This is a genomic window from Burkholderia sp. CCA53, from assembly GCF_001685525.1.
Lineage (GTDB): Bacteria > Pseudomonadota > Gammaproteobacteria > Burkholderiales > Burkholderiaceae > Burkholderia > Burkholderia multivorans.
On record NZ_BDDJ01000001.1, the window covers coordinates 2,864,401 to 2,889,609 of the forward strand.

General features: G+C 67.9%; 26 protein-coding genes. 20 read left to right on the forward strand and 6 right to left on the reverse strand.

Annotation, left to right across the window (positions count from 1 at the left end):
* Positions 1–11 precede the first annotated feature (11 nt).
* Positions 12–1,076, reverse strand: a complete 1,065-nt coding sequence (locus BCR55_RS13275) for a regulator (RefSeq protein ID WP_139094030.1) — start codon at positions 1,074–1,076, stop codon at positions 12–14.
* A gap of 164 nt (positions 1,077–1,240) precedes the next feature.
* Between BCR55_RS13275 and BCR55_RS13280 the strand changes: the two genes are divergently transcribed.
* The 9 genes from BCR55_RS13280 to ftsB all read left to right on the forward strand — a co-directional run bounded on the left by BCR55_RS13280 (position 1,241) and on the right by ftsB (position 12,099).
* Complete coding sequence (locus BCR55_RS13280) at positions 1,241–2,494, forward strand: lipoprotein-releasing ABC transporter permease subunit (RefSeq protein ID WP_006408181.1); 1,254 nt, start codon at positions 1,241–1,243, stop codon at positions 2,492–2,494.
* Positions 2,487–3,245 (forward strand): lipoprotein-releasing ABC transporter ATP-binding protein LolD, encoded by a 759-nt coding sequence (gene lolD, locus BCR55_RS13285; protein ID WP_081000562.1) that lies wholly within the window; start codon positions 2,487–2,489, stop codon positions 3,243–3,245. Before BCR55_RS13280 ends, lolD begins: the two co-directional genes overlap by 8 nt.
* Positions 3,246–3,324: 79 nt before the next feature.
* On the forward strand, positions 3,325–4,113 hold the full coding sequence (locus BCR55_RS13290) for a TatD family hydrolase (protein WP_006408183.1): 789 nt from the start codon (positions 3,325–3,327) through the stop codon (positions 4,111–4,113).
* Between the two features lie 57 nt (positions 4,114–4,170).
* The gene (locus BCR55_RS13295; protein ID WP_065494637.1) at positions 4,171–6,627 is read left to right on the forward strand and encodes a DNA internalization-related competence protein ComEC/Rec2; all 2,457 of its coding nucleotides are present in this window, start codon (positions 4,171–4,173) and stop codon (positions 6,625–6,627) included.
* 51 nt (positions 6,628–6,678) lie between these two features.
* Positions 6,679–7,509 carry an alpha/beta fold hydrolase gene (locus BCR55_RS13300; RefSeq protein WP_006408185.1) on the forward strand — a complete coding sequence of 277 codons (831 nt, stop codon included), beginning with the start codon at positions 6,679–6,681 and terminating at the stop codon, positions 7,507–7,509.
* Between the two features lie 180 nt (positions 7,510–7,689).
* Positions 7,690–9,351: a CTP synthase gene (locus BCR55_RS13305; RefSeq protein ID WP_006401937.1), complete on the forward strand. Its 1,662-nt coding sequence runs from the start codon at positions 7,690–7,692 to the stop codon at positions 9,349–9,351.
* Positions 9,348–10,202, forward strand: a complete 855-nt coding sequence (gene kdsA / locus BCR55_RS13310) for a 3-deoxy-8-phosphooctulonate synthase (RefSeq protein WP_006412164.1) — start codon at positions 9,348–9,350, stop codon at positions 10,200–10,202. Before BCR55_RS13305 ends, kdsA begins: the two co-directional genes overlap by 4 nt.
* Before the next feature lie 106 nt (positions 10,203–10,308).
* Positions 10,309–11,592, forward strand: coding sequence for a phosphopyruvate hydratase (gene eno, locus BCR55_RS13315; protein ID WP_006401935.1), 1,284 nt, complete (start codon positions 10,309–10,311; stop codon positions 11,590–11,592).
* Positions 11,593–11,673: 81 nt separating this feature from the next.
* Positions 11,674–12,099 (forward strand): cell division protein FtsB, encoded by a 426-nt coding sequence (ftsB, locus tag BCR55_RS13320; RefSeq protein WP_006401934.1) that lies wholly within the window; start codon positions 11,674–11,676, stop codon positions 12,097–12,099.
* A gap of 92 nt (positions 12,100–12,191) precedes the next feature.
* On the opposite strand, the gene BCR55_RS13325 is transcribed toward ftsB, so the two are convergent.
* From BCR55_RS13325 to BCR55_RS13335, 3 genes are all read right to left on the reverse strand, one after another.
* Positions 12,192–12,539 (reverse strand): hypothetical protein, encoded by a 348-nt coding sequence (locus BCR55_RS13325; protein WP_006401933.1) that lies wholly within the window; start codon positions 12,537–12,539, stop codon positions 12,192–12,194.
* Positions 12,540–12,663: 124 nt separating this feature from the next.
* Positions 12,664–13,614, reverse strand: a complete 951-nt coding sequence (gene hslO, locus BCR55_RS13330; protein ID WP_006408187.1) for an Hsp33 family molecular chaperone HslO — start codon at positions 13,612–13,614, stop codon at positions 12,664–12,666.
* A gap of 25 nt (positions 13,615–13,639) precedes the next feature.
* Positions 13,640–14,164 (reverse strand): gamma carbonic anhydrase family protein, encoded by a 525-nt coding sequence (locus tag BCR55_RS13335; protein ID WP_006401931.1) that lies wholly within the window; start codon positions 14,162–14,164, stop codon positions 13,640–13,642.
* A gap of 147 nt (positions 14,165–14,311) precedes the next feature.
* Here BCR55_RS13335 and BCR55_RS13340 point away from each other — a divergent pair, with 147 nt between their 5' ends.
* The 11 genes from BCR55_RS13340 (at position 14,312) to BCR55_RS33035 (ending at position 23,652) form a co-directional block, all read left to right on the forward strand.
* Entirely contained in the window at positions 14,312–15,160 is an 849-nt protein-coding gene (locus BCR55_RS13340) for a ferritin-like domain-containing protein (protein WP_059939790.1), read from the forward strand.
* A gap of 128 nt (positions 15,161–15,288) precedes the next feature.
* A complete protein-coding gene (locus BCR55_RS13345; RefSeq protein ID WP_065494638.1) occupies positions 15,289–16,179 on the forward strand; it encodes an alpha/beta fold hydrolase in 891 nt (296 codons plus the stop codon).
* 127 nt (positions 16,180–16,306) lie between these two features.
* Complete coding sequence (locus tag BCR55_RS13350) at positions 16,307–17,137, forward strand: 3',5'-nucleoside bisphosphate phosphatase (protein ID WP_035948606.1); 831 nt, start codon at positions 16,307–16,309, stop codon at positions 17,135–17,137.
* 75 nt (positions 17,138–17,212) lie between these two features.
* Positions 17,213–17,845, forward strand: a complete 633-nt coding sequence (locus tag BCR55_RS13355) for an L-threonylcarbamoyladenylate synthase (RefSeq protein WP_006401927.1) — start codon at positions 17,213–17,215, stop codon at positions 17,843–17,845.
* 48 nt (positions 17,846–17,893) lie between these two features.
* Positions 17,894–18,556: a site-2 protease family protein gene (locus BCR55_RS13360; protein ID WP_012213093.1), complete on the forward strand. Its 663-nt coding sequence runs from the start codon at positions 17,894–17,896 to the stop codon at positions 18,554–18,556.
* A gap of 8 nt (positions 18,557–18,564) precedes the next feature.
* Positions 18,565–19,767, forward strand: coding sequence for a tryptophan--tRNA ligase (locus tag BCR55_RS13365; protein ID WP_006401925.1), 1,203 nt, complete (start codon positions 18,565–18,567; stop codon positions 19,765–19,767).
* Positions 19,768–19,771: 4 nt separating this feature from the next.
* Entirely contained in the window at positions 19,772–20,374 is a 603-nt protein-coding gene (locus BCR55_RS13370) for a bifunctional 2-polyprenyl-6-hydroxyphenol methylase/3-demethylubiquinol 3-O-methyltransferase UbiG (RefSeq protein ID WP_065494639.1), read from the forward strand.
* A 46-nt stretch (positions 20,375–20,420) separates the two neighbouring features.
* Entirely contained in the window at positions 20,421–21,326 is a 906-nt protein-coding gene (gene dapA, locus BCR55_RS13375) for a 4-hydroxy-tetrahydrodipicolinate synthase (RefSeq protein WP_006401923.1), read from the forward strand.
* Positions 21,327–21,437: 111 nt separating this feature from the next.
* The gene (gene bamC, locus BCR55_RS13380) at positions 21,438–22,583 is read left to right on the forward strand and encodes an outer membrane protein assembly factor BamC (RefSeq protein ID WP_065494640.1); all 1,146 of its coding nucleotides are present in this window, start codon (positions 21,438–21,440) and stop codon (positions 22,581–22,583) included.
* Positions 22,584–22,587: 4 nt separating this feature from the next.
* Positions 22,588–23,364, forward strand: a complete 777-nt coding sequence (locus BCR55_RS13385) for an MBL fold metallo-hydrolase (protein WP_053297063.1) — start codon at positions 22,588–22,590, stop codon at positions 23,362–23,364.
* A gap of 105 nt (positions 23,365–23,469) precedes the next feature.
* Positions 23,470–23,652 carry a hypothetical protein gene (locus BCR55_RS33035; protein ID WP_006412183.1) on the forward strand — a complete coding sequence of 61 codons (183 nt, stop codon included), beginning with the start codon at positions 23,470–23,472 and terminating at the stop codon, positions 23,650–23,652.
* A 20-nt stretch (positions 23,653–23,672) separates the two neighbouring features.
* Here BCR55_RS33035 and BCR55_RS33890 read toward each other — a convergent pair whose 3' ends face one another.
* Positions 23,673–23,918: a hypothetical protein gene (locus BCR55_RS33890; RefSeq protein WP_011657350.1), complete on the reverse strand. Its 246-nt coding sequence runs from the start codon at positions 23,916–23,918 to the stop codon at positions 23,673–23,675.
* A 50-nt stretch (positions 23,919–23,968) separates the two neighbouring features.
* The gene (locus BCR55_RS13390; RefSeq protein WP_065494641.1) at positions 23,969–25,195 is read right to left on the reverse strand and encodes a cupin domain-containing protein; all 1,227 of its coding nucleotides are present in this window, start codon (positions 25,193–25,195) and stop codon (positions 23,969–23,971) included.
* Between the last annotated feature and the right edge of the window lie 14 nt (positions 25,196–25,209).

Below are 25,209 nucleotides of genomic sequence, written 5' to 3' on the forward strand. Positions count from 1 at the left end.
TCGGGTGGGGCTTATTCGAACAGGGAGGCGAGCGCGCGGCGGCGCCAGAACTTGCGCAGTGCGCCGCGCGTCGCGCGCAGCGTGGCCGAACTCGTGTCGCCGCACAGCGTGACGTCGATACCGGCCAGTTCGCCGCGCTGCAGGGCGGCGAGCGCCGGCGCGAACCAGTCGCGCTCGAGCGCGGCGAGCGCATCGTGCCAGCGTGCCCAGTCCTGTTCGATAAACGGGGTAGTGAGGGGCGTCAGCTCGACGAGCGTCGCGCCCTCGGCGGCCGCCAGCGCATCGAATGCGCGGGGCGGCGCGCCGCCATCGATGCCGGCTGCACGCGCGAGGCCGAGTGCGGCCGGCGACGCGGACAGCACGCGCGCGAACGGCTTGCCGACCGGTTTCAGCGTGCCCTGTGCGTGGAACCAGATCGAATTGACGGCGGGCAGCCCGCGCGCTTCGCGCGCTTCGTTGACCGGGTGCTGGAACCACGCCATCTGCACTTCGTTCTGCAGCTTCATCCACATCCGCGAGCGCTCGCCGGTGTGCGCCTCGTGCGGCAGCCAGATTTCGATGTTGCGGCCGCTTGCGCGCAGCGGTGCCGCGCCGGCCAGATGCGCGAGCTGATCGCTCGACAGATACCAGCGCGCCGGCGTCGGCGCTTCGACGCGCACGCCGAGCTCCTCGATCAGCGGCCGTGCGACGGCGAGCAGCGCGGCGGCGTCGCCGTCGTCGAGCGCGAGCGCGGCCGGGTCGACGAGCACCAGATGGTCGTGCGCGATTTCGACGTGAACGGGCTCGACGCAGGCCCACGGCTGCGTGCCGGGCTCGCCGCCGTCGGCGAGCAGCATGTAGGGCGCGAGCGGCGCCTCGTCGGCGGCGCTGCCGTGCGTCGCGCCGAACTGGCGCGCCAGCCAGCGCTCGTGCGGCAGCGTGCGCTGGAAGTCCTCGCCGGCCACGCGCTCGACGACGCTCGCGCGCGCGAGCAACTTTTCGAGCGCGGGACTGTCCAGCGTGTGCAGGGACGAGGCCGCATCGGCCGCCGACGGCAGCGCGAACGGAACGAGAAAATGGAGGCGTCGGTCGTGCATGATGCTGCGCATTGTATGGCAAACTGCGCGCGTGATCGGGCCGGCCGACGGCCCGGTCGCGTCCGGCGGCCGTTTTTCGACCCGCGTCCGCGGCCGGCGGCGTTGCGGCCGCAGCGTGCCGCGCGCCGGCCGCCCTCCCGCCGTAACCAGCAGAAAGGATTCGCTTGAAACTTCCGTACGAATGGCAAATCGGCTGGCGCTATACGCGCGCCGGCAAACGCACGACCGGCAACGGCTTCATTTCCTTCATCGCGCTCGTCTCGATGCTCGGGATCGCGCTCGGCGTCGCCGCGCTGATCGTCGTGCTGTCGGTGATGAACGGCTTCCAGAAGGAAGTGCGCGACCGCATGCTGTCGGTGCTCGCGCACGTCGAGATCTTCTCGCCGACGGGCTCGATGCCCGACTGGCAGCTGACCGCGCAGGAAGCGCGCCGCAACCCGTCGGTGATCGGCGCCGCGCCGTACGTCGAAGCGCAGGCGCTGCTCACGCGCCAGGATGCGGTGAGCGGCGTGATGCTGCGCGGCATCGAGCCGTCGCTCGAACCGCAGGTGTCGGACATCGGCAAGGACATGAAGGCCGGGCAACTGAGCGCGCTGGTGCCGGGCCAGTTCGGCATCGTGCTCGGCGACGCGCTCGCGGGCAATCTCGGCGTGAGCGTCGGCGACAAGATCACGCTCGTCGCGCCCGAAGGTTCGATCACGCCGGCCGGGATGATGCCGCGGCTCAAGCAGTTCACGGTCGTCGGCGTGTTCGAGTCCGGCCACTACGAATACGACAGCACGCTCGCGATGATCGACATCCGCGACGCCGAGGCGCTGTTCCGGATGTCCGCGCCGACCGGCGTACGGCTGCGGCTCAAGGACATGCAGAAGGCGCCGCAGGTCGCGCTCGAGCTGTCGCATACGCTGTCGGGCAGCCTCTACATCCGCGACTGGACGCAGCAGAACAAGACCTGGTTCTCGGCCGTGCAGATCGAGAAGCGGATGATGTTCATCATCCTCACGCTGATCATCGCGGTGGCGGCGTTCAACCTCGTGTCGTCGCTCGTGATGACGGTTACCAACAAGCAGGCCGACATCGCGATCCTGCGCACACTCGGCGCGCAGCCCGGCTCGATCATGAAGATCTTCGTCGTGCAGGGCGTGACGATCGGCTTCGTCGGCACGGCGTCGGGCGTCGCACTCGGCTGCCTGATCGCGTGGAGCATTCCATGGCTGATCCCGATGATCGAGCATCTGTTCGGCGTGCAGTTCCTGCCGCCGTCCGTGTATTTCATCAGCGAACTGCCGTCCGAACTCGTCGCGAGCGACGTGATCAAGATCGGCCTGATCGCGTTCGCGCTGTCGGCGGTTGCGACGCTCTATCCGAGCTGGCGCGGCGCGAAGGTGAAGCCGGCGGAGGCGCTGCGCTATGAATGATCGCGCCACCGCCTTCGCGGATTCACGACAACACCTCAAACAGGATTCGGCAGGTATGCAGGAATACGTGCTTCAGGCGCGCGGCATCACGAAAGCGTTCGTGCAGGGCGGCTTCAACGTGCAGGTGCTCAACAACACGGAACTCGCGGTGCGGCGCGGCGAGAAGCTCGCGGTGGTCGGCGCGTCGGGCTCCGGCAAGAGCACGCTGCTGCACGTGCTGGGCGGCCTCGACGAGCCGAGCGCGGGCGAGGTCTCGCTGCTCGGCAAGCCGTTTACGCAACTGGCCGAACGCGAACGCAACGACCTGCGCAATCGCGCGCTCGGCTTCGTGTATCAGTTTCACCATCTGCTGCCGGAATTCAGCGCGCTCGACAACGTCGCGATGCCGCTGCGCATCCGCCGGATGACGACCGAAGACGCACGCGAGCAGGCACGCGCGATGCTCGAACGCGTGGGGCTCGGCCCGCGTGCGAAGCATCGGCCCGGCGAGCTGTCGGGCGGCGAGCGGCAGCGCGTCGCGATCGCGCGCGCGCTGGTGACGAAGCCCGCCTGCGTGCTGGCCGACGAGCCGACCGGCAACCTCGACGGCACGACGGCCGACACGGTGTTCAACCTGATGCTCGAGCTGTCCGAGACGCTCGACACGAGCTTCGTGATCGTCACGCACGATCCGGAGCTTGCCGCGCGCTGCGACCGCACGATGCGGCTGCGCGACGGCGTGCTGCACGAGGAGCCGGCGCTGCCGGTGTAAACGACGAACGCCCGCGTGCCGGGCCTGCCGCGTGCGGCTCGGCGCGGCGGCGCGGCGCACGGGATGCAGGAGTGCCGACATGTGGATCGACACGCATTGTCATCTCGATGCCGCCGAATTCGACGGCGACCGCGACGCGGTCGCGCACGCGGCCCGCACGGCCGGCGTGTCGCGCATCGTGATTCCGAGCGTCGGGCGCGACAATTTCACGACCGTGCGCGAGCTCGCGCACCGCACGCCGGGCGCCGTCTATGCGCTCGGCATTCATCCGCTGTTTACGCCGCAAGCGCGCGACGAGGATCTCGACCGGCTGCGCATGGAGATCGAGGCGAGCATCGACGATCCGCGCTTCGTCGCAATCGGCGAAATCGGCCTCGACTATTTCGTGCCGGGCCTCGACGAGGACCGGCAGCAATTCTTCTATCAGGGGCAGCTGCGGCTCGCGCGCGAATTCGACCTGCCGGTGCTGTGCCATGTCCGCAAGTCGCAGGATCGCGTGCTCGCGGGCCTGCGGCGCGCGGGCGTGCGCCGCGGCATCGCGCATGCGTTCAACGGCAGCTTCCAGCAGGCCGAAGCGTATCTCGCTCATGGCTTGCATCTCGGTTTCGGCGGCAACGTGACGTTCGAGCGCGCGCGGCAGATCCGCCGGCTCGCGACGCAGCTGCCGCTCGACGCGATCGTCGTCGAGACCGACGCGCCCGACATCGCGCCCGAATGGGCATACAAGTCGCGCAACACGCCCGACCAGATTCCGCGCATCGGCGACGTGCTCGCCGAACTGCGCGGCATCGACGCGCACGCGCTGTCCCTATCCACTTCGGCTAACGCGCTCGCCGCGCTGCCGCGCCTCGCGCTTTCGTCCGCATAATCGTTGCCGCAGGGCGTCGCATGCGCAAGCGCGGCGCCGGTTCGGTAAGGAGGCGGGATGCGTGGGTGGTGGATGGCGTTTGCGCTCGGCGTCGTTGTGCTGCAGCGGCAGGCGGCATTGCCCGGCCCGCGCATGTGGGCGGCCGGCGCGGCGGTGCTGGGCGCCTGCGCGGCGCTGTACCTGGCACGTCGGCGCTGGCGGCGCTGCGCGAAGGGTGTGCCGGGATGGACACTGTGTGCGGTCGCGGCGTGCGTGTCGGGGTTCGGCTACGCGGCCGCGCGCGCCGAATGGCGGCTGCGCGACGTGCTGCCGGTCGAATGGGAGCGGCGCGACATCGTCGTGACGGGCGTGATCCGGGGGCTGCCGATTGTCGACGAAACGGGCGCGCGATTGCTGTTCGCAGTCGAGTCGAATGACGCGCGGCTCGCGCGGTTCCCGCCGTTGATCCGCCTATCGTGGCGAAACGATCGCGCGCCGGCCGTGCCCGACTTTCGCGCCGCGCAGCGCTGGCAGTTCGTCGTGCGCCTGAAGCGCCCGCACGCCGAGGCGAATCCCGGCGTGCGCGACGCCGAGGCCGCATGGCTCGCGGCCGGCATTCGCGCGGTCGGCTACGTGAGCGCGCCGTCGCGCGCGGTGCTGATCGATGCGCGCGCATCGGGCTGGCGCGCGTCCGTCGACCGGCTGCGCGACATATTGCGTGCACGCATCGCCGCGGCGCTCGGTGACGACGCGCGACATCGCGGCATCGTCGCCGCGCTCGCGATCGGCGACCAGTCGGCAATCGGCGACGACGACTGGCGCGTGCTGCGCGATACCGGCACGAGTCATCTGGTCGCGATCTCGGGGCTGCACGTCGGGCTGGTCGGCGCACTGGCGGGCGCGCTCGCGTCGGCGGTGTGGCGTCGGTTGCACCGGCGCGGGCGGGCCGCGACGCTCGCGGTGCCCGCACCGTACGTCGCCGCGCTGGCGGCGCTTGCCGCGGCCGGCGGCTACGCGGCGCTAGCGGGATTCAACGTGCCCGCGCAACGCGCGTGGTGGATGATCGCCGCGGGCGGCGTCGCGTATCTGGCCGGCCGCAGCGTGCCGACGTCCGCGGTGCTGTGCGCGGCGCTCGGCGGCGTGCTGCTCGCCGATCCGTGGGCCGTGCTGTCGGCCGGCTTCTGGCTGTCGTTCGGTGCGGTCGCGGTGATCCTGCTGTCCGTGGCCGGCTGGCGCGCGGTACGCGAACACGACAGCGAGGGTGAACCGCCCGGCGTCATGCAGCGGCTGCATGGGTGGACCATGCGTGCGCTGCACCGCCTCGCGGACGCCGCGCGCGTGCAGTATGCGGTGACGATCGGCCTCGCACCGCTGACGGCTGCATGGTTCGCGCAGATCTCGCTGTCGGGGCCGCTCGGCAACGCGCTCGCGATTCCGTGGGTCAGTTTCGTCGTGACGCCTACCGTGCTTGCCGGCCTCGTGCTGCCCGCGCCGCTCGACGCGGCGATGCTGCGGCTCGCGCATGCGTCGCTCGAACCGATGATGGCGCTGCTGGCACGGCTTGCCGCGTGGCCGGCCGGCGTGATGTGGCTGCGCATGCCGGACGCGCCCGTGCTCGTGCTCGCGTGCGTCGGCGTCGTCTGGATGCTGATGCCGCGCGGCTGGCCGTTGCGCTGGGCGGCGCCGCTCACGTGGCTGCCGCTCGTCGCGCCCGCGCCCGACGCACCGCCGATCGGCGCGTTCCGGCTGACCGTGCTCGACGTCGGGCAGGGCACGTCGGTGCTCGTCGAAACGGCGCGCCGCACGCTGCTGTTCGATGCGGGGCCGGGCGCCGAATCGACGCACGCCGGGCAGCGGATCGTCGCGCCGTCGCTGCGTGCGCGCGGCATCCGCACGCTCGATACGCTCGTGCTGAGTCACGCGGACAGCGACCATACGGGCGGCGCGCCGGCCGTCTACGGCGCGGCCGAGGTGCGGCAGCTGCTGGCCGGCATTCCGGCCGGCCACGCGCGATGGCGCGACGCGCAGGCGGCCGGCGTGGCCGACCGCGTGCCGTGCGCGGCGGGGCAGCGCTGGCGCTGGGACGGTGTCGATTTCACGGTGCTGTGGCCGCCGGGCGGCCCGCGCGCGGGGCCGTCGAACCGGCAGTCGTGCGTGCTGCGCATCGACGCGGGCGCCACGTCGGCATTGCTGACCGGCGACATCGACGCGTATGCGGAGCGCCGGCTCGTCGACACGATGCGCGACGCGCTGGCCGCGCAGATCCTCGTCGTTCCGCACCACGGCAGCCGGACCTCGTCGGTCGAGCCTTTCCTCGACTCGGTCGGGCCGCGCGTCGCGGTATTTCCTGTAGGCTATCGAAACCATTTCGGGCACCCGCACCGCACGGTCATCGCGCGCTATGCGGCGCGTGGCATTCCGTTGCCGCGCACCGATCGCGACGGCGCGGTGCGCTTCGACGTCGGGCCGGCCGAGCGCGGATTCGGATTCGCGCGCTACCGCGATGAGCGACGCCGGTACTGGATGGACCGCTGACGCAGGCATGCGACGGCGCGGGGCGGGCGGCGACACAGGAGACAACGGCGTTTGAAGGACATTCTGCATTTTTCACATGCGAACGGCTTTCCGGCCTCGACGTACCGGACGCTCTTTGCCGAACTCGCGGACGATTACGAGCTGCGCTACATCGAGCGGATCGGCCACGACCGTCGCTATCCGGTGACGCGCGACTGGCCGCATCTCGTCGAGCAACTGCTCGACGACATCGGCAGCCGCTACGAGCGTCCCGTCTGGCTCGTCGGCCATTCGCTCGGCGGATACCTGTCGCTGATGGCGGCCCTGAAGAAGCCGCACTGGGTGCGCGGCGTCGTGATGCTCGATTCGCCGATCATCGCCGGGTGGCGTGCCGGCGCGCTGCGCGCGACGCAGTGGGCGGGGCTCGACGAGCGGCTGTCGCCGGCCGCCGCGACGCGCAACCGCCGCACGCACTGGGCGAACCGCGACGAAGCGTGGCGGCACTTTCGCGAGAAGCCGGCGTTTGCGCGCTGGGACGAACGGATGCTCGCCGACTACATCGACTACGGCATTCCGCAGGTCGACGCCGACGGCACGCGCGCGCTCGCGTTCGATCGGCAGATCGAATACCTGATCTACCGGACGCTGCCGCACACGCTGGGGCCGCGGCTCGCGCACGGCGCGCCGGTACCGCTCGGCTTTCTGGCCGGCACGCGCTCGCGCGAGGTGCGGCAGGTCGGGCTCGACGCGACGCGGCGCGCGGCGCGCGGGCGCATCGAATGGATCGAGGGCAGCCACCTGTTCCCGATGGAGCGCCCGCTCGAGACCGCCCGCGCATTGCAGCGGATGCTGAATTCGCTGCGCGCGGACGAAGCGGTGCTGCCGCTCGCACAGAGCGCGTGACGCGCGGCGCCGGCCGCGCCGCAGGCCGGCACGGGCCGCCGGTCGCGGCCGGTCCGCGCGGCTGACGCGCCCGCGCGCGGCACAGCGCGAAGGGGCGCGAAGGGGCGCGATCATCGCGTCGATTGCTGAGAGAAGGGCGGGCTTTACGGTATAATCCGTTTTTCCCGCGAGCATCCAGCGATGACCAAATATGTTTTCGTCACCGGCGGCGTAGTTTCTTCCCTCGGCAAGGGCATTGCCGCCGCCTCTCTCGCCGCGATCCTCGAATCGCGCGGTCTGAAAGTCACCCTCCTCAAACTCGATCCCTACATCAACGTCGACCCCGGCACGATGAGCCCGTTTCAGCACGGCGAAGTGTTCGTGACGGAAGACGGCGCAGAGACGGATCTCGACCTCGGCCACTATGAGCGCTTCATCAGCACGAAGATGCGCAAGGCCAACAACTTCACGACCGGCCAGATCTACGAATCGGTGATCCGCAAGGAGCGCCGCGGCGACTATCTGGGCAAGACCGTGCAGGTCATCCCGCACATCACGAACGAGATCCAGGCGTTCATCGAGCGCGGCGCGGCGTCGGCCACCTGCGGCGAGCCGGACGTCGCGATCGTCGAGATCGGCGGCACGGTCGGCGACATCGAGTCGCTGCCGTTCCTCGAGGCCGCGCGCCAGATGAGCCTGCGCCTCGGCCGCAACAGCGCGTGCTTCGTGCACCTGACGCTCGTGCCGTACATCGCGACGGCCGGCGAACTGAAGACGAAGCCGACGCAGCACAGCGTGCAGAAGCTGCGCGAGATCGGCATCTCGCCGCACGTGCTGCTGTGCCGTGCCGACCGCCGCATCCCCGACGACGAATCGAAGAAGATCTCGCTGTTCTCGAACGTGCCGGAAGACGCGGTGATCTCCGTGTGGGACGTCGACAGCATCTACAAGATTCCGCAGATGCTGCACGACCAGGGCCTCGACCGCATCATCTGCGAGGAACTGAAGCTGTCGCCGAAGGACGCCGACCTCAGCATGTGGTCGGAGCTCGTCGAGAAGCTCGAGAATCCGAAGCACGAAGTGACGATCGGCATGGTCGGCAAGTACGTCGACCTGACCGAGTCGTACAAGTCGCTGATCGAGGCGCTGCGCCATGCGTCGCTGCACACGTCGACGAAGGTCAACATCGAGTACATCGACTCGGAAGAGATCGAGACGAACGGCGTCGACAGCCTCAAGCATCTCGACGCGGTGCTGGTGCCGGGCGGCTTCGGCCGTCGCGGGACCGAAGGCAAGATCGCGGCGATCCGCTATGCGCGCGAAGCGAAGGTGCCGTATCTCGGCATCTGCCTCGGCATGCAGCTCGCGGTGATCGAATTCGCGCGCGACGTCGTCGGCCTGAAGCAGGCGAACAGCACGGAATTCGATCCGGACACGCCGGAACGCGTGGTCGCGCTGATCACCGAGTGGTACGACCGCGAAGGGAAGGTCGAGACGCGCACGGAGGATTCCGATCTCGGCGGCACGATGCGTCTCGGCTCGCAGCGCTGCCCGATCAAGCCCGGCACGCTCGCGGAAGAGATTTACGGCAAGGACGTGAACGAGCGTCACCGCCACCGTTATGAAGTCAATAACCGCTTCGTGCCCCAGCTCGAAAGCGGCGGCCTTATCATCAGCGCGCGTACCCCGAGCGAGGATCTGCCGGAAATGATGGAACTGCCGCGTTCGATGCACCCGTGGTTCGTCGGCGTACAGTTCCACCCGGAATTCACGTCGACGCCGCGTGACGGTCACCCCCTGTTCAAGTCGTTCGTCGAAGCCGCGCTCGCCAACAAGGAAGCGCGCGCCGGAGTGCAAGCATGAAGCTCTGCGATTTCGAGGTCGGTCTCGACAAGCCTTTCTTCCTGATCGCGGGTACCTGCGTCGTCGAATCGGAGCAAATGACGATCGACACCGCCGGCCGGCTGAAGGAGATCTGCGGGAAGCTGAACATTCCGTTCATCTACAAATCGTCGTACGACAAGGCGAACCGCAGTTCCGGCAAGTCGTTTCGCGGCCTCGGAATGGACGAGGGGCTGCGGATCCTGTCCGAGGTGAAGCGTCAGCTCGGGCTGCCGGTGCTGACCGACGTGCATTCGATCGACGAGATCGAGCAGGTCGCGTCGGTCGTCGACGTGCTGCAGACGCCCGCGTTCCTGTGCCGCCAGACGGACTTCATCCACGCGTGCGCGCGCTCGGGCAAGCCGGTCAACATCAAGAAAGGCCAGTTTCTCGCGCCGCACGACATGAAGAACGTGATCGACAAGGCGCGCGATGCCGCGCGTGAGGCCGGTCTCTCGGAAGACCGCTTCATGGCGTGCGAGCGCGGCGTCTCGTTCGGCTACAACAACCTCGTGTCCGACATGCGCTCGCTCGCGATCATGCGCGAGACGAACGCGCCGGTCGTGTTCGATGCGACGCACTCGGTGCAGTTGCCGGGCGGGCAGGGGACGAGCTCGGGCGGCCAGCGCGAGTTCGTGCCGGTGCTCGCACGGGCGGCGGTCGCGACCGGCGTCGCGGGGCTGTTCATGGAAACGCATCCGAATCCGGCCGAAGCGAAGTCGGACGGTCCTAACGCAGTGCCGCTGAACCGGATGAGCGCGCTGCTCGAAACGCTCGTCACGCTCGACCAGGCGGTGAAGCGCGGTCCGTTCCTGGAAAACGATTTCAATTAAAGACCGAATGAACCTTGCGGCGGCTTCGGGCGTCAGTAGCGAAAGCAGTCCCGGCGCGCAGGCCGTCGCAGCTTGAAGAATCCATCGTCATTCTCAGAGGAAACCCATGAGTGCAATCGTAGATATCATCGGCCGCGAGATTCTGGATTCGCGCGGCAACCCCACCGTCGAATGCGACGTGCTGCTCGAATCGGGCACGATGGGCCGCGCGGCGGTGCCGTCGGGCGCGTCCACCGGCTCGCGCGAAGCGATCGAACTGCGTGACGGCGAAGCCGGCCGCTACAACGGCAAGGGCGTGCTGAAGGCCGTCGAGCACATCAACACGGAAATCTCCGAAGCCATCATGGGCCTCGACGCGTCGGAACAGGCGTTCCTCGACAAGACGCTGCTCGAGCTGGACGGTACCGACAACAAGTCGCGCCTCGGCGCGAACGCGATGCTGGCCGTGTCGATGGCCGTCGCGAAGGCGGCGGCCGAGGAAGCCGGCCTGCCGCTGTACCGCTACTTCGGCGGCTCGGGCGCGATGCAGCTGCCGGTCCCGATGATGAACATCGTCAACGGCGGCGCGCACGCGAACAACAGCCTGGACATCCAGGAATTCATGATCGTTCCGGTCAGCCAGCCGACGTTCCGCGAAGCGCTGCGCTGCGGCGCCGAAGTGTTCCACGCGCTGAAGAAGATCCTGAGCGACCGCGGCATGAGCACCGCCGTCGGCGACGAAGGCGGCTTCGCGCCGAACTTCGGCAGCAACGACGAGTGCCTGTCGACGATCCTGCAGGCGATCGAGAAGGCCGGCTATCGCGCGGGCGAAGACGTGCTGCTCGCGCTCGACTGCGCGGCATCCGAGTTCTATCACGACGGCAAGTACCAGCTCGCGGGCGAAGGCCTGCAGCTGTCGTCGGCCGAATTCACCGACTACCTCTCGACGCTCGCCGACAAGTTCCCGATCGTGTCGATCGAAGACGGCATGCACGAAAGCGACTGGGACGGCTGGAAGCTGCTGACCGATCGCCTCGGCAAGAAGGTTCAGCTCGTCGGCGACGATCTGTTCGTCACCAACACGCGAATCCTGAAGGAAGGCATCGAGAAGGGCATCGCGAACTCGATCCTGATCAAGATCAACCAGATCGGTACGCTGACCGAAACGTTCGCAGCGATCGAGATGGCCAAGCGCGCGAGCTACACGGCCGTGATCTCGCACCGCTCGGGCGAAACGGAAGATTCGACGATCGCCGACATCGCGGTCGGCCTGAACGCCGGTCAGATCAAGACGGGTTCGCTGTCGCGCAGCGACCGCATCTCGAAGTACAACCAGCTGCTGCGCATCGAGGAAGATCTCGGCGACATCGCGAGCTACCCGGGCAAATCGGCTTTCTATAACCTGCGCTAACGCGCTACTATCGGGTTCGTCATCTCGACGCCGCTCTGTGCCGACGCGCGGAGCGGCGCTTCTTATATCTGCGTCTTCTACATGCGGCTTGTCACTGTCGTCCTGATTGTCCTGCTGGCGCTCATTCAGTACCCCCTATGGTGGGGACACGGCGGCTGGCTGCGGGTGCACGAGTTGCGTCAGCAACTTGACGACCAGTTGCAGAAGAATGCAGACGAGAAGCTGCGCAACGAGCGCATCGCAGGCGAAGTGCAGGATCTGCAGAGCGGCACGGCCGCCATCGAGGAGCGCGCGCGCTATGAGATGGGGATGGTGAAGGACGGCGAAGTGTTCGTGCAGTTCGTGTCGCCGAATGCGCCGCCCGCGCCGGTCAGCAACACGCCGTCGAATACGTCGACGCGCGGCGTCGTCTCGGCGGCGCCGGTGCGCGTCGTCCCGAACCCGCAGTCGATCGCGAAGCCGTCGCGGCATCACGGCGGCGACAAGGGCAAGGCCGCGCATCATTGAGTGCGACGCAGCCGATTCATTGAAAAAGCGCGGGAAATGCCGCGCTTTTTTATTTCCTGCCGAGTGTCAATCGGCGGCGATTCCGGTGGGCGTTACCACCACCAGCCCGGATAGCCGTAGCTGATGCCGGTTCCCCAGCGATTGCCCCATCCGCCGTAATACCCGCCGTACACCGTGACGGGCGGCGCCGCATAGTACGACCACGCGCGGGCGGCGGCCTCGGCTGCCATCGCGTTGTTCTGGTCGCGCAGCACCTGCTTGTCGATTTCGTCGTAGCGCTTGCGCTCGGCGGCCGACAGCACGGGCGGCTGCCCCGACGATGCGCCCGGCTCCGGCAGCCGGCTCAGGATCGTGGACGACGGCTGCACTGCGCAGCCGGCAACGGCGAGCGTACCGGCGGCGGCGCTCGTCAGGACGAAGAGGCGAAACGGGCGGTTCATGCGATTCTCCTGCAGCGCGCCGCCGGCGGGAAACGATCGGCGCCGTGGGTCGAGGCCCCGGCGCCTGACCGCAGTGCGGCGCTCTCGTGCGTCATTATGCGCCCGCGCGGTGCGGGCGCGCGCTTCAGTGACGCTGCTCGGCGGCGGGCGTGATGCCGCTCGCGAGTTCGGGTGCCGCGAACAGCTGCGCGACGTCGACCGGATCGAATTCGTAGCGCTGGTTGCAGAACTCGCAGTGGATCTCGACGTGGCCGCGTTCGGCGATGACGCTGTCGACTTCGTCGCGGCCGAGCATGCGCAGCATCGCGCCGACCTTCTCGCGCGAGCAGGTGCACTGGAAGCGCGTGCCGGCCGGCTCGAAGTGCTGGACGTTTTCCTGCCAGAAGAGCCGGCGGAACACGACCTCGGGCTCGACCTCGAGCAGCTCCTTCGCGGACAGCGTGCCGCCGAGCGTGCACACGCGTTCCCACGTGTCGATGTCCGTCTCCGCGTTGCGCGGCACGATGCCGCCGTCGCCGGGCAGCTTCTGCAGCAGCATCCCGACCGCGCGATCGCGGTCGGCCGCGAGCCACAGCCGCGTGTCGAGCTGCTCCGAGTGGTGCATGTAGTGTTCGAGCACCTGCGACACCGATTCGAGCGGGCCGTCGGCGCCGTTCAGCGGCACGATGCCCTGATACGGCTGCTGACCCGGCTGCTTGTCGGCCGGATCGAGCGTGATCACGCAGCGGCCGTGGCCGCTCGCATTGACGAGCGTTGCGAAGGTCGCATCGTCGCCGATCGTCTGCGCGGCGTCGCCCGAGAATTTGGCGGTGGCCCGCATCGACAGATCCGAACTGCACTGGACGACCAGCATCTTCACCGGCCCGTCGCCGAAGATCTGCATGATGAGGGTGCCGTTGAACTTCAGGTTCGCGGACAGCAACGCGCACGCGGCCATCATCTCGCCGAGCACGGTGCGCACCGGGGCAGGATAGTCGCGCCGCGCGAGCACTTCGTGCCACGTGTTGCGCAGCGAAACGATCTCGCCGCGCACGGGCGCTGCGTTGAACATGAATTTCTGTAACTGGTCGCTCACTCTTGTTCCTTGAAATCCGTGCCGATCAGCCGATCCGCACGAGTTGCTCCTTGAAATGCGCACGCCGCTCGACATACGTCTTCGCGTTCGCGCGCAGCCGCGCAATGTCGTCTGCCGACAGCTCGCGCACGACTTTCGCCGGTGCCCCGAGAATCAGCGAGTTGTCCGGGAACGTCTTGCCTTCCGTCACCACGGCGCCGGCACCGACCAGACAGTTGCGGCCGATCACCGCTCCATTCAAGACCACCGCCTGAATTCCGATCAGCGAACCTTCGCCGATCGTGCAGCCGTGCAGCATCGCCTGGTGGCCGATCGTCACGTTTTCGGCGATCGTCAGCGGATAGCCGGGGTCGGTATGCAGCACCGCACCTTCCTGCACGTTGCTGCCCACGCCGACCGTGATCGTCTCGTTGTCGCCGCGAATCGTCGCGCCGAACCACACGCTCGCGTTTTCCTCGAGCACGACTTTGCCGATGATGGCCGCCGTATCGGCGACGAACACGCTTTCGTGGATCGTCGGGGCCGTATCGCCCAGCTTGTAGATCGTCACGGAGTCTCCCTGTCTCTTCGATGATGGGCGCCGGTAGAATGGCGCGTCTGCGCGGTGCGCCGGTCGCGCCGCGGCGAAAGTCCGTATTGTAAACCGTCGCGTGTGCGCGCTCGCGCGCGCGGCGCGACAGTGTCCCCGTTTTCGAACATGGCGTCTTCTTTTCCCGATGCGACGCAATGCGTGCGCCGCGCCGCGCTCGCCGCGCTGCGTGAATCCGCGCCCGCCGCGAAGGCCGAGCGCGTGCGTGCGCTATACGACGCGCTCCAGGCCGGGCAGGCCGCGATCGCATCGTCGCTCGCGCTGCCCGAACCGGCCGATCTGCCCGGACGTCCGGCGCGTCCGCCGCTCGTCGAGCCGCGCCGGCTCGAGCGGCGCAGCATGCGCTCGCCCGAAGGGCGCGCGGTGCTGCTGCATGCGCTCGCGCATATCGAATTCAACGCGATCAATCTCGCGCTCGACGCAGTCTGGCGCTTCGCGGGCCAGCCGGACACGTTCTATGCGGACTGGTTGAAAGTGGCGGCCGAGGAGGCCTATCACTTCACGCTGCTGGCCGATCGGCTCGCGGCATTCGGCCATGCGTACGGCGATTTTCCGGCGCACAACGGCCTGTGGGAGATGTGCGAACGGACCAAGGACGACGTGCTCGCACGCATGGCGCTCGTGCCGCGTACGCTCGAAGCGCGCGGCCTCGACGCGTCGCCGCCGATCCGCGCACGGCTCGCGCAGGCGGGCGATCACGCATCGGCCGCGATTCTCGACGTGATCCTGCGCGACGAGATCGGGCATGTCGCGATCGGCAATCGCTGGTTCCGTCACCTGTGCGCGGCCGCCGGGCGCGATCCGGTGCCGACTTACCGGCTGCTGGCCGAGCAGTACCGCGCGCCGCGGCTGCGCGGCCCGTTCAACTTCGACGCGCGCCGCAGCGCGGGCTTCGAGCCGGCCGAACTGGACGAGTTGGCCGCGCAGGACGCCGCGGCCGGGCCGGCGGGCGAGTAGCGCGGCCGCGCGTCGTTCTCGTCAGGCTAGAGAAGTGCCTCGACACGCGCGCGGAACGCCGTGCCCCGGCGCGTGCCGGCCTCCGCGATCGCTATAATCGAACGATCATTCTTTTTTTGGCGGCCGCAATGAATGCCTCGAGTTCCGTTTCCGATTTCGTTACCGTGCGCGGCGTCCGGCTGCATGTGCGGCGCTGGGGCCGGCCCGATGCGCCGACGCTGTTCATGCTGCACGGCTGGATGGATGTCGCCGCTTCGTTCCAGTTCGTCGTCGATGCGCTTGCGGGCGACTGGCAGGTGATCGCACCGGACGCGCGCGGCTTCGGGCTGTCGGACTGGCCGGTCGCGCGGCAGGGCGGCGGTCACTACTGGTTCCACGACTATCTGGCCGACCTCGACGCGCTCGTCGACCACTATGCGCCGACCGGCGCCGTGAACCTGGTCGGCCACAGCATGGGCGCGAACGTCGTGTGTCTCTATGCGGGCGCGCGTCCCGAGCGCGTGCGGCGCGTCGTCGATCTCGAAGGCTTCGGGCTCGCGCCCGCGCGCGCCGAGCAGGCGCCGCGCCGGCTGCGCGGCTGGCTCGACGAACTGCGCGAGCCGCCGGCGCTGCGCGCGTACGCGTCGCTCGACGAGGTTGCCGCGCGACTGATCAAGACCAATCCGCGTCTCGCACCGGCACGCGCGGCGTTTCTCGCCGCGCATTGGTCGAAGCGCGGCGACGACGGCCTCTACCATCTGCTCGCCGATCCCGCGCACAAGCTGCCGGGGCCGTTGCTGTACCGGCTCGACGAGGTGATGGCGATTTGGGCGAAGGTCAGCGCGAAGGTGCTGCACGTCGAGGCCGTCAATTCGCCGACGCTTGCGCAGCTTGCCGGCGACATCCCGCTGCCCGAGTTCAAGGCGCGTTTCCGCGCATTCCCGGACTGGCGCGAGAAACTGGTCGAGGATGCGGGCCACATGGTGCATCACGACCAGCCCGAGCAGATTGCGGCGCTGATCGAGGCGTTCTGCGCGTAGCGGCGCGGCCGGCAGGCGGCGTGACGGCCGAGCCGGCGCGCGCAGAGGCGGGCGGACAGGCGCGCCGACAGGCGGGCGGCGCAATGCCGCATTGCAGTAGAATGAAGCTTCACCTGCCATGCCGACAATGAACGCCGATCTCCACTGCCATTCCAATGTTTCCGACGGGCTGCTGTCGCCCGCCGACGTGGCGCGCCGCGCGTACGACGGCGGCGTGACGCTCTGGGCGCTCACCGATCACGACGAGGTCGGCGGCCAGGCGGCGGCGCGCGCCGAAGCCGAAGCGCTGGGCATGCGCTACCTGAGCGGCGTCGAGATTTCGGTCACGTGGGCGTCGCGTACCGTGCACATCGTCGGCCTGAACATCGATCCGGAGAACGCGGCGCTCGTCGACGGGCTGTTCCGCACGCGCCACGGCCGCGCGGCGCGCGCGCAGGCGATCGGCGCACAGCTCGCGACGCTCGGCATCCCGGGCGCGTACGACGGCGCGCTGAAGTACGTGTCGAACCCGGACCTGATCTCGCGCACGCACTTCGCGCGCTTTCTCGTCGAGAACGGCTACGCGGAATCGACGGCCGACGTGTTCGACCGCCTGCTCGGCGACGGCAAGCCGGGCTTCGTCCCGCACCGCTGGGCGACGCTGTCGGACGCCGTGCAATGGATTCGCGGCGCGGGCGGCGAGGCGATCGTCGCGCACCCGGGCCGCTACCGCTATACGCCGGTCGAATTCGACGCGTTTTTCGGCGAATTCATCGATCTCGGCGGCCGCGCGATCGAAGTCGTGACGGGCAGCCACACGCCGGATCAGTATCGCGAATACGCCGATGTGGCGCGCCGCTTCGGTTTCGAAGCGTCGCGCGGGTCGGACTTTCACGCGCCCGGCGAGGGCCGCGTCGAGCTCGGCGGCCTGCCGCCGCTGCCGTCCGATCTCAAACCGGTCTGGGCACGCTGGCTCTGATGCGCCGCCGCGGCACGCGGCCGTGCGTGCCGCGGCCCGTGCCGGCGTCCGAACTCCTTCTCTTTACGTGCTCCCATGTCCCAGTTCTTCAGGATTCATCCGGATAATCCGCAGCCGCGCCTGATCAAGCAGGCGGTGGAGATCGTCAACAAGGGCGGCGTGGTCGCGATGCCGACCGACTCGAGCTATGCGCTCGCGTGCCACCTCGACGACAAGGACGCGGTCGAGCGCGTGCGCCGCATTCGCGGCCTCGACGAAAAGCAGCATTTGTCGCTGCTCGTGCGCGATCTGTCGGAGCTCGCGAACTTCGCGATGGTCGACAATCGCCAGTACCGGCAGATCAAGTCGGTCACGCCGGGGCCGTACGTGTTCATCCTGCAGGCGACGAAGGAAGTGCCGCGCCGGCTGTCGCACCCGTCGCGCAAGACGATCGGGCTGCGCGTGCCCGATCACGCGATCACGCTCGCGCTGCTGGAATCGCTCGGCCAGCCGCTGCTCGGCACGACGCTGATCCTGCCGCCGGACGACGAGCCGCTCAACGATCCCGAGGACATCCGCGCGCGGCTCGAAAAGCAGGTCGATCTCGTGATCGACGGCGGCGCGTGTCCGCGCGAACCGTCGACGGTGATCGACCTGACCGGCGACGTGCCGCAACTCGTGCGCGCAGGGCGCGGCGCACTCGAGCCGTTCGGGCTCACCGCGCCGTAAGCGCGCCGTTTCATGTTTGCGCGGGGGCGCTTGTTACAATAACGCGATATGGATGCTTCCCTGATACAGACCATCGCCGTCTACGCGCTGCCCGTGATCTTCGCGATCACGCTGCACGAGGCGGCGCACGGCTATGCCGCCCGCCTGCTCGGCGACAACACCGCCTACATGATGGGGCGCGTGTCGTTCAATCCGATGCGGCACATCGATCCGCTCGGCACGATCGCCATTCCGCTCGCGATGTATTTCCTGACCGGCGGCATGTTCCTGTTCGGCTATGCGAAGCCGGTGCCCGTCGCCTTCCGCAACCTGCGCGATCCGCGCTGGGGCAGCCTGTGGGTGTCGCTCGCGGGCCCGGCGTGCAACTTCGTGCAGGCGCTGGCGTGGGGCGTGATCGGCATCCTGCTGCGCGCGGCGGGCGTCGACGAGCCGTTTTTCACGCGGATGGCGTTCGCCGGCGTCAGCGCGAACCTCGTGCTCGGCGTGCTGAACCTGTTTCCGCTGCCGCCGCTCGACGGCGGCCGCATCCTCGCGGCGCTGCTGCCGCCGAAACAATCGATCGCGCTGTCGCGTATCGAGCCGTACGGTTTCATCATCGTCCTCGTGCTGGTTGCGACGGGCGTGCTGACGAATTTCTGGCTGCGTCCGCTCGTCAACGTCGGCGCGGACGTCCTGAACGCCATCCTGACTCCTTTGGCCTTGCTTTTCTAACGACAATCATGTTCCCAGATCGTATCTTCTCCGGCATGCGACCCACCGGGTCGCTGCACCTCGGCCATTACCACGGCGTGCTGAAAAACTGGGTGAAACTGCAGTCCGAGTACCCGTGTTTCTTCTGCGTCGTCGACTGGCATGCGCTGACGACGCACTACGAGACGCCCGAGGTCATCGAGAAGAACGTATGGGACGTGCTGATCGACTGGCTCGCCGCCGGCATCGATCCCGCGCAGGCGACGCTGTTCATCCAGAGCAAGGTGCCCGAGCACGCGGAACTCGCGCTGCTGCTCGGCATGAGCACGCCGCTCGGCTGGCTCGAACGCGTGCCGACCTACAAGGAACAGATCGAGAAGTTGAAGGACAAGGATCTGTCGACCTACGGCTTCCTCGGCTACCCGGTGCTGATGGCCGCCGACATCCTGCTGTACCGCGGCTCGCTCGTGCCGGTCGGCGAGGACCAGGTGCCGCACGTCGAGATGACGCGCGAGATCGCACGCCGCTTCAACTATCTGTACGGCCGCGAGCCGGGCTTCGAGGAGAAGGCGCTCGAAGCCGCGAAGAAGCTCGGCGGCAAGCGCGCCAAGCTCTACCACGAGCTGCGCAACGCGTATCAGCAGGAAGGCGACGACGAGGCGCTCGAACAGGCGCGGGCGATGCTGCAGGAATCGCAGAGCCTGTCGATGAGCGATCGCGAGCGCCTGTTCGGCTATCTGGAAGGTGCGCGCAAGATCATCCTTGTCGAGCCGCAGGCACTGCTGACGGAAGCGTCGCGGATGCCGGGCCTCGACGGGCAGAAGATGTCGAAGTCGTACGGCAACACGATCGGCCTGCGCGAAGACGCCGAGACGATCACGAAGAAGGTCCGGACGATGCCGACCGATCCGGCGCGCGTGCGCCGCAGCGATCCGGGCGATCCCGACAAGTGCCCGGTGTGGCAGCTGCACCAGGTCTATACCGACGAAGCGACGCACGAGTGGGTGCAGAAGGGCTGCCGTTCGGCCGGCATCGGCTGTCTCGACTGCAAGCAGCCCGTGATCGAAGGCATCCTGCGCGAGCAGCAGCCGATGCTCGAGCGCGCGCAGAAATACATGGACGATCCGTCGCTGCTGCGCGCCATCGTCGCGGACGGCTGCGACAAGGCGCGCAAGCACGCGACCGAAACGATGCGCGACGTGCGCGACGCGATGGGTCTGTCGTACACCTGATCGCATGCGTGAACCGATCCTTGCCGCCGCGGGCGGTCATGTCGCCCACACCGAGCCGTCGCGCTGGGTCGTGCGCTGGTCGGCGCTCGTGCGCGCGCACGGCGCGGTACTCGACGTCGCGGCGGGCGGCGGCCGCCATGCGCGCTGGTTTGCGTCGCGCGGGCATCCGGTCGTCGCGCTCGACCGCGATTCGGCGGCGCTCGCCGCGTTGCGCGCGATTCCCGGCGTCGACGCGCGCGACGCCGATCTCGAAGGCGCGCCATGGCCATTACCGGCCGATGCGCGGTTCGCGGCCGTCGTCGTCACGCATTATCTGCATCGTCTGCTCTGGCCCCATCTGCTCGACGCGCTCGAGCCGGGCGGCGTTTTGATCTACGAAACGTTCGCGCGCGGAAACGAAACGGTCGGCAAACCGTCCAACCCCGCGTTCCTGCTTGCGCCGGGCGAGCTGCTGGACGCCGTGCGCGGCCATCTGCGGGTGGTCGCGTACGAAGACGGTTTCGTCGCGGCGCCGCGCGAAGCGTTCGTTCAGCGCATCTGCGCGGTGCGCGAGGACGCGACCCCGAAGGCGGGGGCGGGAATTCCACGTTACGGACTGCCCGGCTAATCCGCTACAATCTCAACGTTTACCGGTACACAATCAATCGCGTTTCATGGCTAACGGCACCCAAGACGGCATTCAAATCCGCGGCAGCATCCCCGCGATCGTCACCCCGATGCTCGAAGACGGCAGTCTCGACCTGCCGGCATTTCGCAAACTGATCGACTGGCATATCGAAGAAGGCACCGATGCGCTGGTCGTGGTCGGCACGAGCGGCGAATCCGCGACGCTCAACGTCGAAGAGCACATCCTGATGATCCGCACGGCCGTCGAGCACGCGGCCAAACGCATTCCGATCATCGCGGGCGCGGGCGGCAATTCGACCGCCGAAGCGATCGAGCTGACGAAGCACGCAAAGGCGGTCGGCGCCGATGCGACGCTGCAGGTCGTGCCGTACTACAACAAGCCGACGCAGGAAGGGATGTACCGGCATTTCCGCACGATCGCGGAAGCGGTCGACCTGCCGGTGATTCTCTACAACGTGCCGGGCCGGACGGTGGCCGACATGTCGAACGAAACGATGCTGCGCCTCGCGCAGGTGCCGGGGATCGTCGGCGTGAAGGAAGCGACCGGCAACATCGATCGTGCGGCGCAGCTGATCAAGGCCGCGCCGAAGCATTTCGCGATCTACAGCGGCGACGATCCGACCGCGATCGCGCTGATGCTGCTCGGCGGCCACGGCAACATCTCGGTGACGGCGAACGTCGCGCCGCGCGCGATGAGCGCGCTGTGCCGCGCCGCGCTGGCCGGCGACGTGCAAACTGCGCGCGAGCTGCACATGAAGCTGCTGTCGCTGCACAAGAATCTGTTCATCGAGGCGAACCCGATTCCGGTGAAGTGGGCGCTGCATGCGATGGGCAAGATGCAGGGCGGCATCCGTCTGCCGCTCACGGCGCTCGACGAGCGCTGCCACGATGCCGTGCGTTCGGCACTCGTCGAGGCGGGCGTTCTCGCCTGACACGGAGGCGGCCGCGTCCTGCGGCCGCCGGCTCGACCCCTGATCAACCCGCACCGGCCGGCTCCGTCCGGCGCCGCTCCTGACGAGCGTTCTAGCAAGACGAAGGATTTCATGAAACGTTTCGCCATTTCCTCTCGCGCCATCCAGATGTCGGTGATGGTGCTTGCGCTGGGCGCGCTCGCCGGCTGCGATACGCTGAACGACTACCTGGCTCCCGACCGGGTCAACTACAAGAACACGGGTTCGGCGCCGCCGCTCGCGGTGCCGAGCGACCTGAAGCCGGTGCCGACCACACAGCAGTTCGTCGCGCCGCCGACCAACGCCGGGCTCGGCACGCTGCCGCCGCGCGCCACCACCGCGGCGGGCAACGCGACGGACGGCATTCCGAACGCGCAGGATCCGCTCGGCATGCACATCGAGCGCGACGGCGACCGCCGCTGGCTCGTCGTCGACGGCCGCACGCCGGAGCAACTGTGGCCGATCCTGAAGGAGTTCTGGCAGGAGAACGGCTTCTCGCTGAAGACCGACGCGCCGTCGACCGGCATCATGGTCACCGACTGGGCCGAGAACCGCGCGAACATTCCCGACGACTGGTTCCGCCGCACGATCGGCAAGGTGATCGACTTCGCGTACTCGTCGGGCACGCGCGACCGCTTCCGCACGCTGGTGAGCCGTACCTCGGGCGGCAACACCGACATCTCGATCACGCACAGCGCGATGGAGGAAATGATGGTCGGGCCGCAGGGCGGTACGTCGTCGCGCTGGGAAGAGCGTCCGCGCAACCCCGTGCTCGAAGCGGTGTTCCTGACGAAGCTGATGCAGAAGTTCGGGCTGACCGATGCGCAGGCGAAGCAGCTGCTGACCGATGCGCGTCCGGCCACCGCGCCCGCGCAGGTGGCCGACACGAGCGACGGCGCGGCGACGCTGCAACTGGCCGAATCGTTCGATCGTGCGTGGCTGCGCGTCGGTCTCGCGCTCGACCGGACGAACTTCACGGTCGACAACCGCGACCGCGAGAAGGGTATGTACACGGTCCGTTACGCGAACTCGATGGAAGAGCTCAAGCGCGACGGGCTGTTCGGCAAGCTGTTCTACGGTGGGCCGTCGGCCGCGAAGCCGGGCAGGGAGTTCCTGGTCAACGTGCGCGCGCAGGGCAACGGCGGCACGCGGGTCGCGGTCGTCGATGCGAACGGCCAGGTCGACAACTCGTCGGATGCGAAGCGAATCATTTCGCTGCTCCACGCGCAGTTGAACTGAGCGCGTGCGATTCGCCAGCCTGGGAAGCGGCAGCGAAGGCAACGCGCTGGTCGTCGAGGCCACGAGCGGCACGACGACCACGCGCGTGCTGCTCGACTGCGGCTTTTCCGCAAAAGAGGTCGAGCGCCGGCTCGGCCGCCTGAATCTCTGCGTCGACGATCTCGACGCGATCCTGATCACCCACGAACATAGCGACCATGTCGGCAGCGCGCTGACGCTCGCGCGACGCGCATCGCTGCCGCTCTACATGAGCTGGGGCACCGCGCGCGCGGCGGGGGCGGACGAAGCCGACGTCGATCTGCGCGTGCTGTGGGGCGACGAAACGGCCGCGATCGGCGATCTGGCCGTGATGCCCTATACGGTGCCGCACGACGCGCGCGAACCGCTTCAATTCGTGTTCATGGACGGTTGCCGACGGCTCGGCGTGCTGACCGATGTCGGCATGGCGACGCCGCACATCACGGCCGTGCTGAGCGGCTGCGACGCGCTGGTGCTCGAATCCAACCACGACACGGCGATGCTCGCCGCGAGCCGCTATCCGCAGTCGCTGAAGGCGCGAATCGGCGGCACGCACGGGCACTTGAGCAACGACGCGGCAGCGGGCATTCTGGCGTCGCTGGAACGCAGCCGTCTGCAGCATCTCGTCGCGGCTCACCTTAGTCAGCAGAACAACCGGCCGGAACTGGCGCGCGCGGCGCTGGCCGACGTGCTGGGCACGGACGGCGACGACGTGATCGTCGCGACGCAGGAGGCCGGCTTCGACTGGCTCATGCTCGGCTGAACCTACGCAGGAGCAGGGCGGGGCGCCGCAGCACGTGGTCCGAGCGCGATTGCAAAAACGACGGACACAAAAAAACCGGCCCTCGGGCCGGTTTTTTTTCAGCTGATGCTGACGCTTACTGGCTTGCGCCCGAAGCCGGAGCAGCCGTCTCTGCCGAAGCAGCCGACGCCACAGCAGCAGCTGCATCGCTCGCAGCAGCGCTCGCCGACGAAGCAGCAGCAGCTGCATCGCTCGCAGCACCGGCAACTGCCGAAGCAGCCGACGAAGCGGCAGCAGCAGCGTCGCTAGCAGCCGACGAAGCGCTTTGGTCAGCGCTCTTGTTGCAAGCAGCCAGTGCAACAGCAGCCAACAGGGAAGCTACGAGGAGGGATTTCTTCATGATCACGTCCTTTTATGGTTAAAGGTAAGCAACAGCGCGAAACAATACCGGTAATGTGCTCCAACACCGACCTGGGCCGCTGGTGGAGACGCACTTCTAGAGCGTGAATCTTCCCTACGGCTTGGGCGGAAATTATATGCACTTTCCTATCGACCGTCGACAAATGCGGGGTCAATACGTTGTCTTTCCCATACAAAATTTGATTCATATGGGCGAACAGTTCGGCTACCACTCATTCCGGTTTCCGACCCGTATCCAGCCCGCACGATACCACTCGTGCAGCAGGGCTGTCATGGAGGGAACCCGGGATAGTGTTACAAACCGTTTCGCCTCCATCTGGCGCTGATTTGCCAGCTCGGGCAGCCATTCTCCGGCCTCCTCGAGCGGTCCTTCCTCGCCGTTGATGAAGTACGAGCGCGCGTTATACAACAATGCAGCGCGTCTGTCGAGACGGACTCCGCGACGTGATGCCTGCGCAACGAATGCGGCTTCGGACAATGGCCGTGCCGGCGGCTCGAACACCACGTTCGACTTCGGTTCGCTCAGGTAGCAGCCCAGAAATTCCGCGACGTCGCGCTTGCGCCAGCGAATCGCATCGACGATCTCGGCGACGCGCGCGACCATCGCCGGCGGCAGTTCGGCCGGCGCGGCGACCGCAGGCTGCTTCGGGTCGCGGTAGAGGTCGTCGGCGCCGCTGTCGCGAAGGCCGCCGCGCTCCGCCAGGTAATACAGGAACTGCGCGCCCAGTTCGCCGGCGGACGGCGCGCGAAAGCCGATCGAGCAGGTCATGCATTCGCCTTCGGCGACGCCGTCGTGCGCGATATGCGGCGGCAGATAGAGCATGTCGCCCGGCTCCAGCACCCATTCGTCGGTCGGCTCGAAGTTCGCGAGAATCTTCAGCGGCACGCCGGGCTGCAGCGACAGGTCCTGCTGCGCGCCGATGCGCCAGCGGCGCCGGCCCTCGACCTGCAGCAGGAATACATCATACGAATCGAAGTGCGGGCCGACACCGCCGCCGTTCGTCGCGTAGGAGATCATCAGGTCGTCGAGACGCGCGTCGGGGATGAAGCGGAACCGGTCGAGGAGCGCGCGCGCCGCGTCGACGTGCAGGTCGAGCCCCTGCACGAGCAGCGTCCAGGCATCGCGCGTCACGGCCGGCAGCGAGCCCGGCTCGAACGGACCGTGCGCCAGTTGCCACTTGTTACGAAAATGGGTGATCAGTCGCGATTCGGCGTCATAGTCTGCAGCTAGGTCGAACAGTGCGTCGCGCGTGACGGGCGGCTTTACGCCGGGCATCGCCTGGCGGATCAGCAGCGGCTTTTTCTGCCAGTAGCGGCGCATGAATTGCGCCGGGGTGAGACCGCCGAGCAGCGGAGTGGGAAGATCGGGGGGCGGCGCGCCGAGCGGCGCGGCAGCGGCGTTCCGCGGTTCGGCTTGAGACCGGTTGCGCATCGTATAATGAGACT

Bases quoted from the DNA above. Each gene is read 5' to 3' on its own strand.
- dapA (WP_006401923.1), top strand. From the start codon at position 20,421: ATGGCTAACGGCACCCAAGACGGCATTCAAATCCGCGGCAGCATCCCC.
- BCR55_RS13355 (WP_006401927.1), top strand. From the start codon at position 17,213: ATGTCCCAGTTCTTCAGGATTCATCCGGATAATCCGCAGCCGCGCCTG.
- BCR55_RS13275 (WP_139094030.1), bottom strand. From the start codon at position 1,076: ATGCACGACCGACGCCTCCATTTTCTCGTTCCGTTCGCGCTGCCGTCG.
- lolD (WP_081000562.1), top strand. From the start codon at position 2,487: ATGAATGATCGCGCCACCGCCTTCGCGGATTCACGACAACACCTCAAA.
- kdsA (WP_006412164.1), top strand. From the start codon at position 9,348: ATGAAGCTCTGCGATTTCGAGGTCGGTCTCGACAAGCCTTTCTTCCTG.
- BCR55_RS33035 (WP_006412183.1), top strand. From the start codon at position 23,470: ATGCTGACGCTTACTGGCTTGCGCCCGAAGCCGGAGCAGCCGTCTCTG.
- BCR55_RS13340 (WP_059939790.1), top strand. From the start codon at position 14,312: ATGGCGTCTTCTTTTCCCGATGCGACGCAATGCGTGCGCCGCGCCGCG.
- ftsB (WP_006401934.1), top strand. From the start codon at position 11,674: ATGCGGCTTGTCACTGTCGTCCTGATTGTCCTGCTGGCGCTCATTCAG.
- BCR55_RS13305 (WP_006401937.1), top strand. From the start codon at position 7,690: ATGACCAAATATGTTTTCGTCACCGGCGGCGTAGTTTCTTCCCTCGGC.
- BCR55_RS13390 (WP_065494641.1), bottom strand. From the start codon at position 25,195: ATGCGCAACCGGTCTCAAGCCGAACCGCGGAACGCCGCTGCCGCGCCG.
- eno (WP_006401935.1), top strand. From the start codon at position 10,309: ATGAGTGCAATCGTAGATATCATCGGCCGCGAGATTCTGGATTCGCGC.
- BCR55_RS13325 (WP_006401933.1), bottom strand. From the start codon at position 12,539: ATGAACCGCCCGTTTCGCCTCTTCGTCCTGACGAGCGCCGCCGCCGGT.
- BCR55_RS13295 (WP_065494637.1), top strand. From the start codon at position 4,171: ATGCGTGGGTGGTGGATGGCGTTTGCGCTCGGCGTCGTTGTGCTGCAG.
- BCR55_RS13370 (WP_065494639.1), top strand. From the start codon at position 19,772: ATGCGTGAACCGATCCTTGCCGCCGCGGGCGGTCATGTCGCCCACACC.
- BCR55_RS13345 (WP_065494638.1), top strand. From the start codon at position 15,289: ATGAATGCCTCGAGTTCCGTTTCCGATTTCGTTACCGTGCGCGGCGTC.
- BCR55_RS13360 (WP_012213093.1), top strand. From the start codon at position 17,894: ATGGATGCTTCCCTGATACAGACCATCGCCGTCTACGCGCTGCCCGTG.
- BCR55_RS13350 (WP_035948606.1), top strand. From the start codon at position 16,307: ATGAACGCCGATCTCCACTGCCATTCCAATGTTTCCGACGGGCTGCTG.
- BCR55_RS13290 (WP_006408183.1), top strand. From the start codon at position 3,325: ATGTGGATCGACACGCATTGTCATCTCGATGCCGCCGAATTCGACGGC.
- BCR55_RS13365 (WP_006401925.1), top strand. From the start codon at position 18,565: ATGTTCCCAGATCGTATCTTCTCCGGCATGCGACCCACCGGGTCGCTG.
- bamC (WP_065494640.1), top strand. From the start codon at position 21,438: ATGAAACGTTTCGCCATTTCCTCTCGCGCCATCCAGATGTCGGTGATG.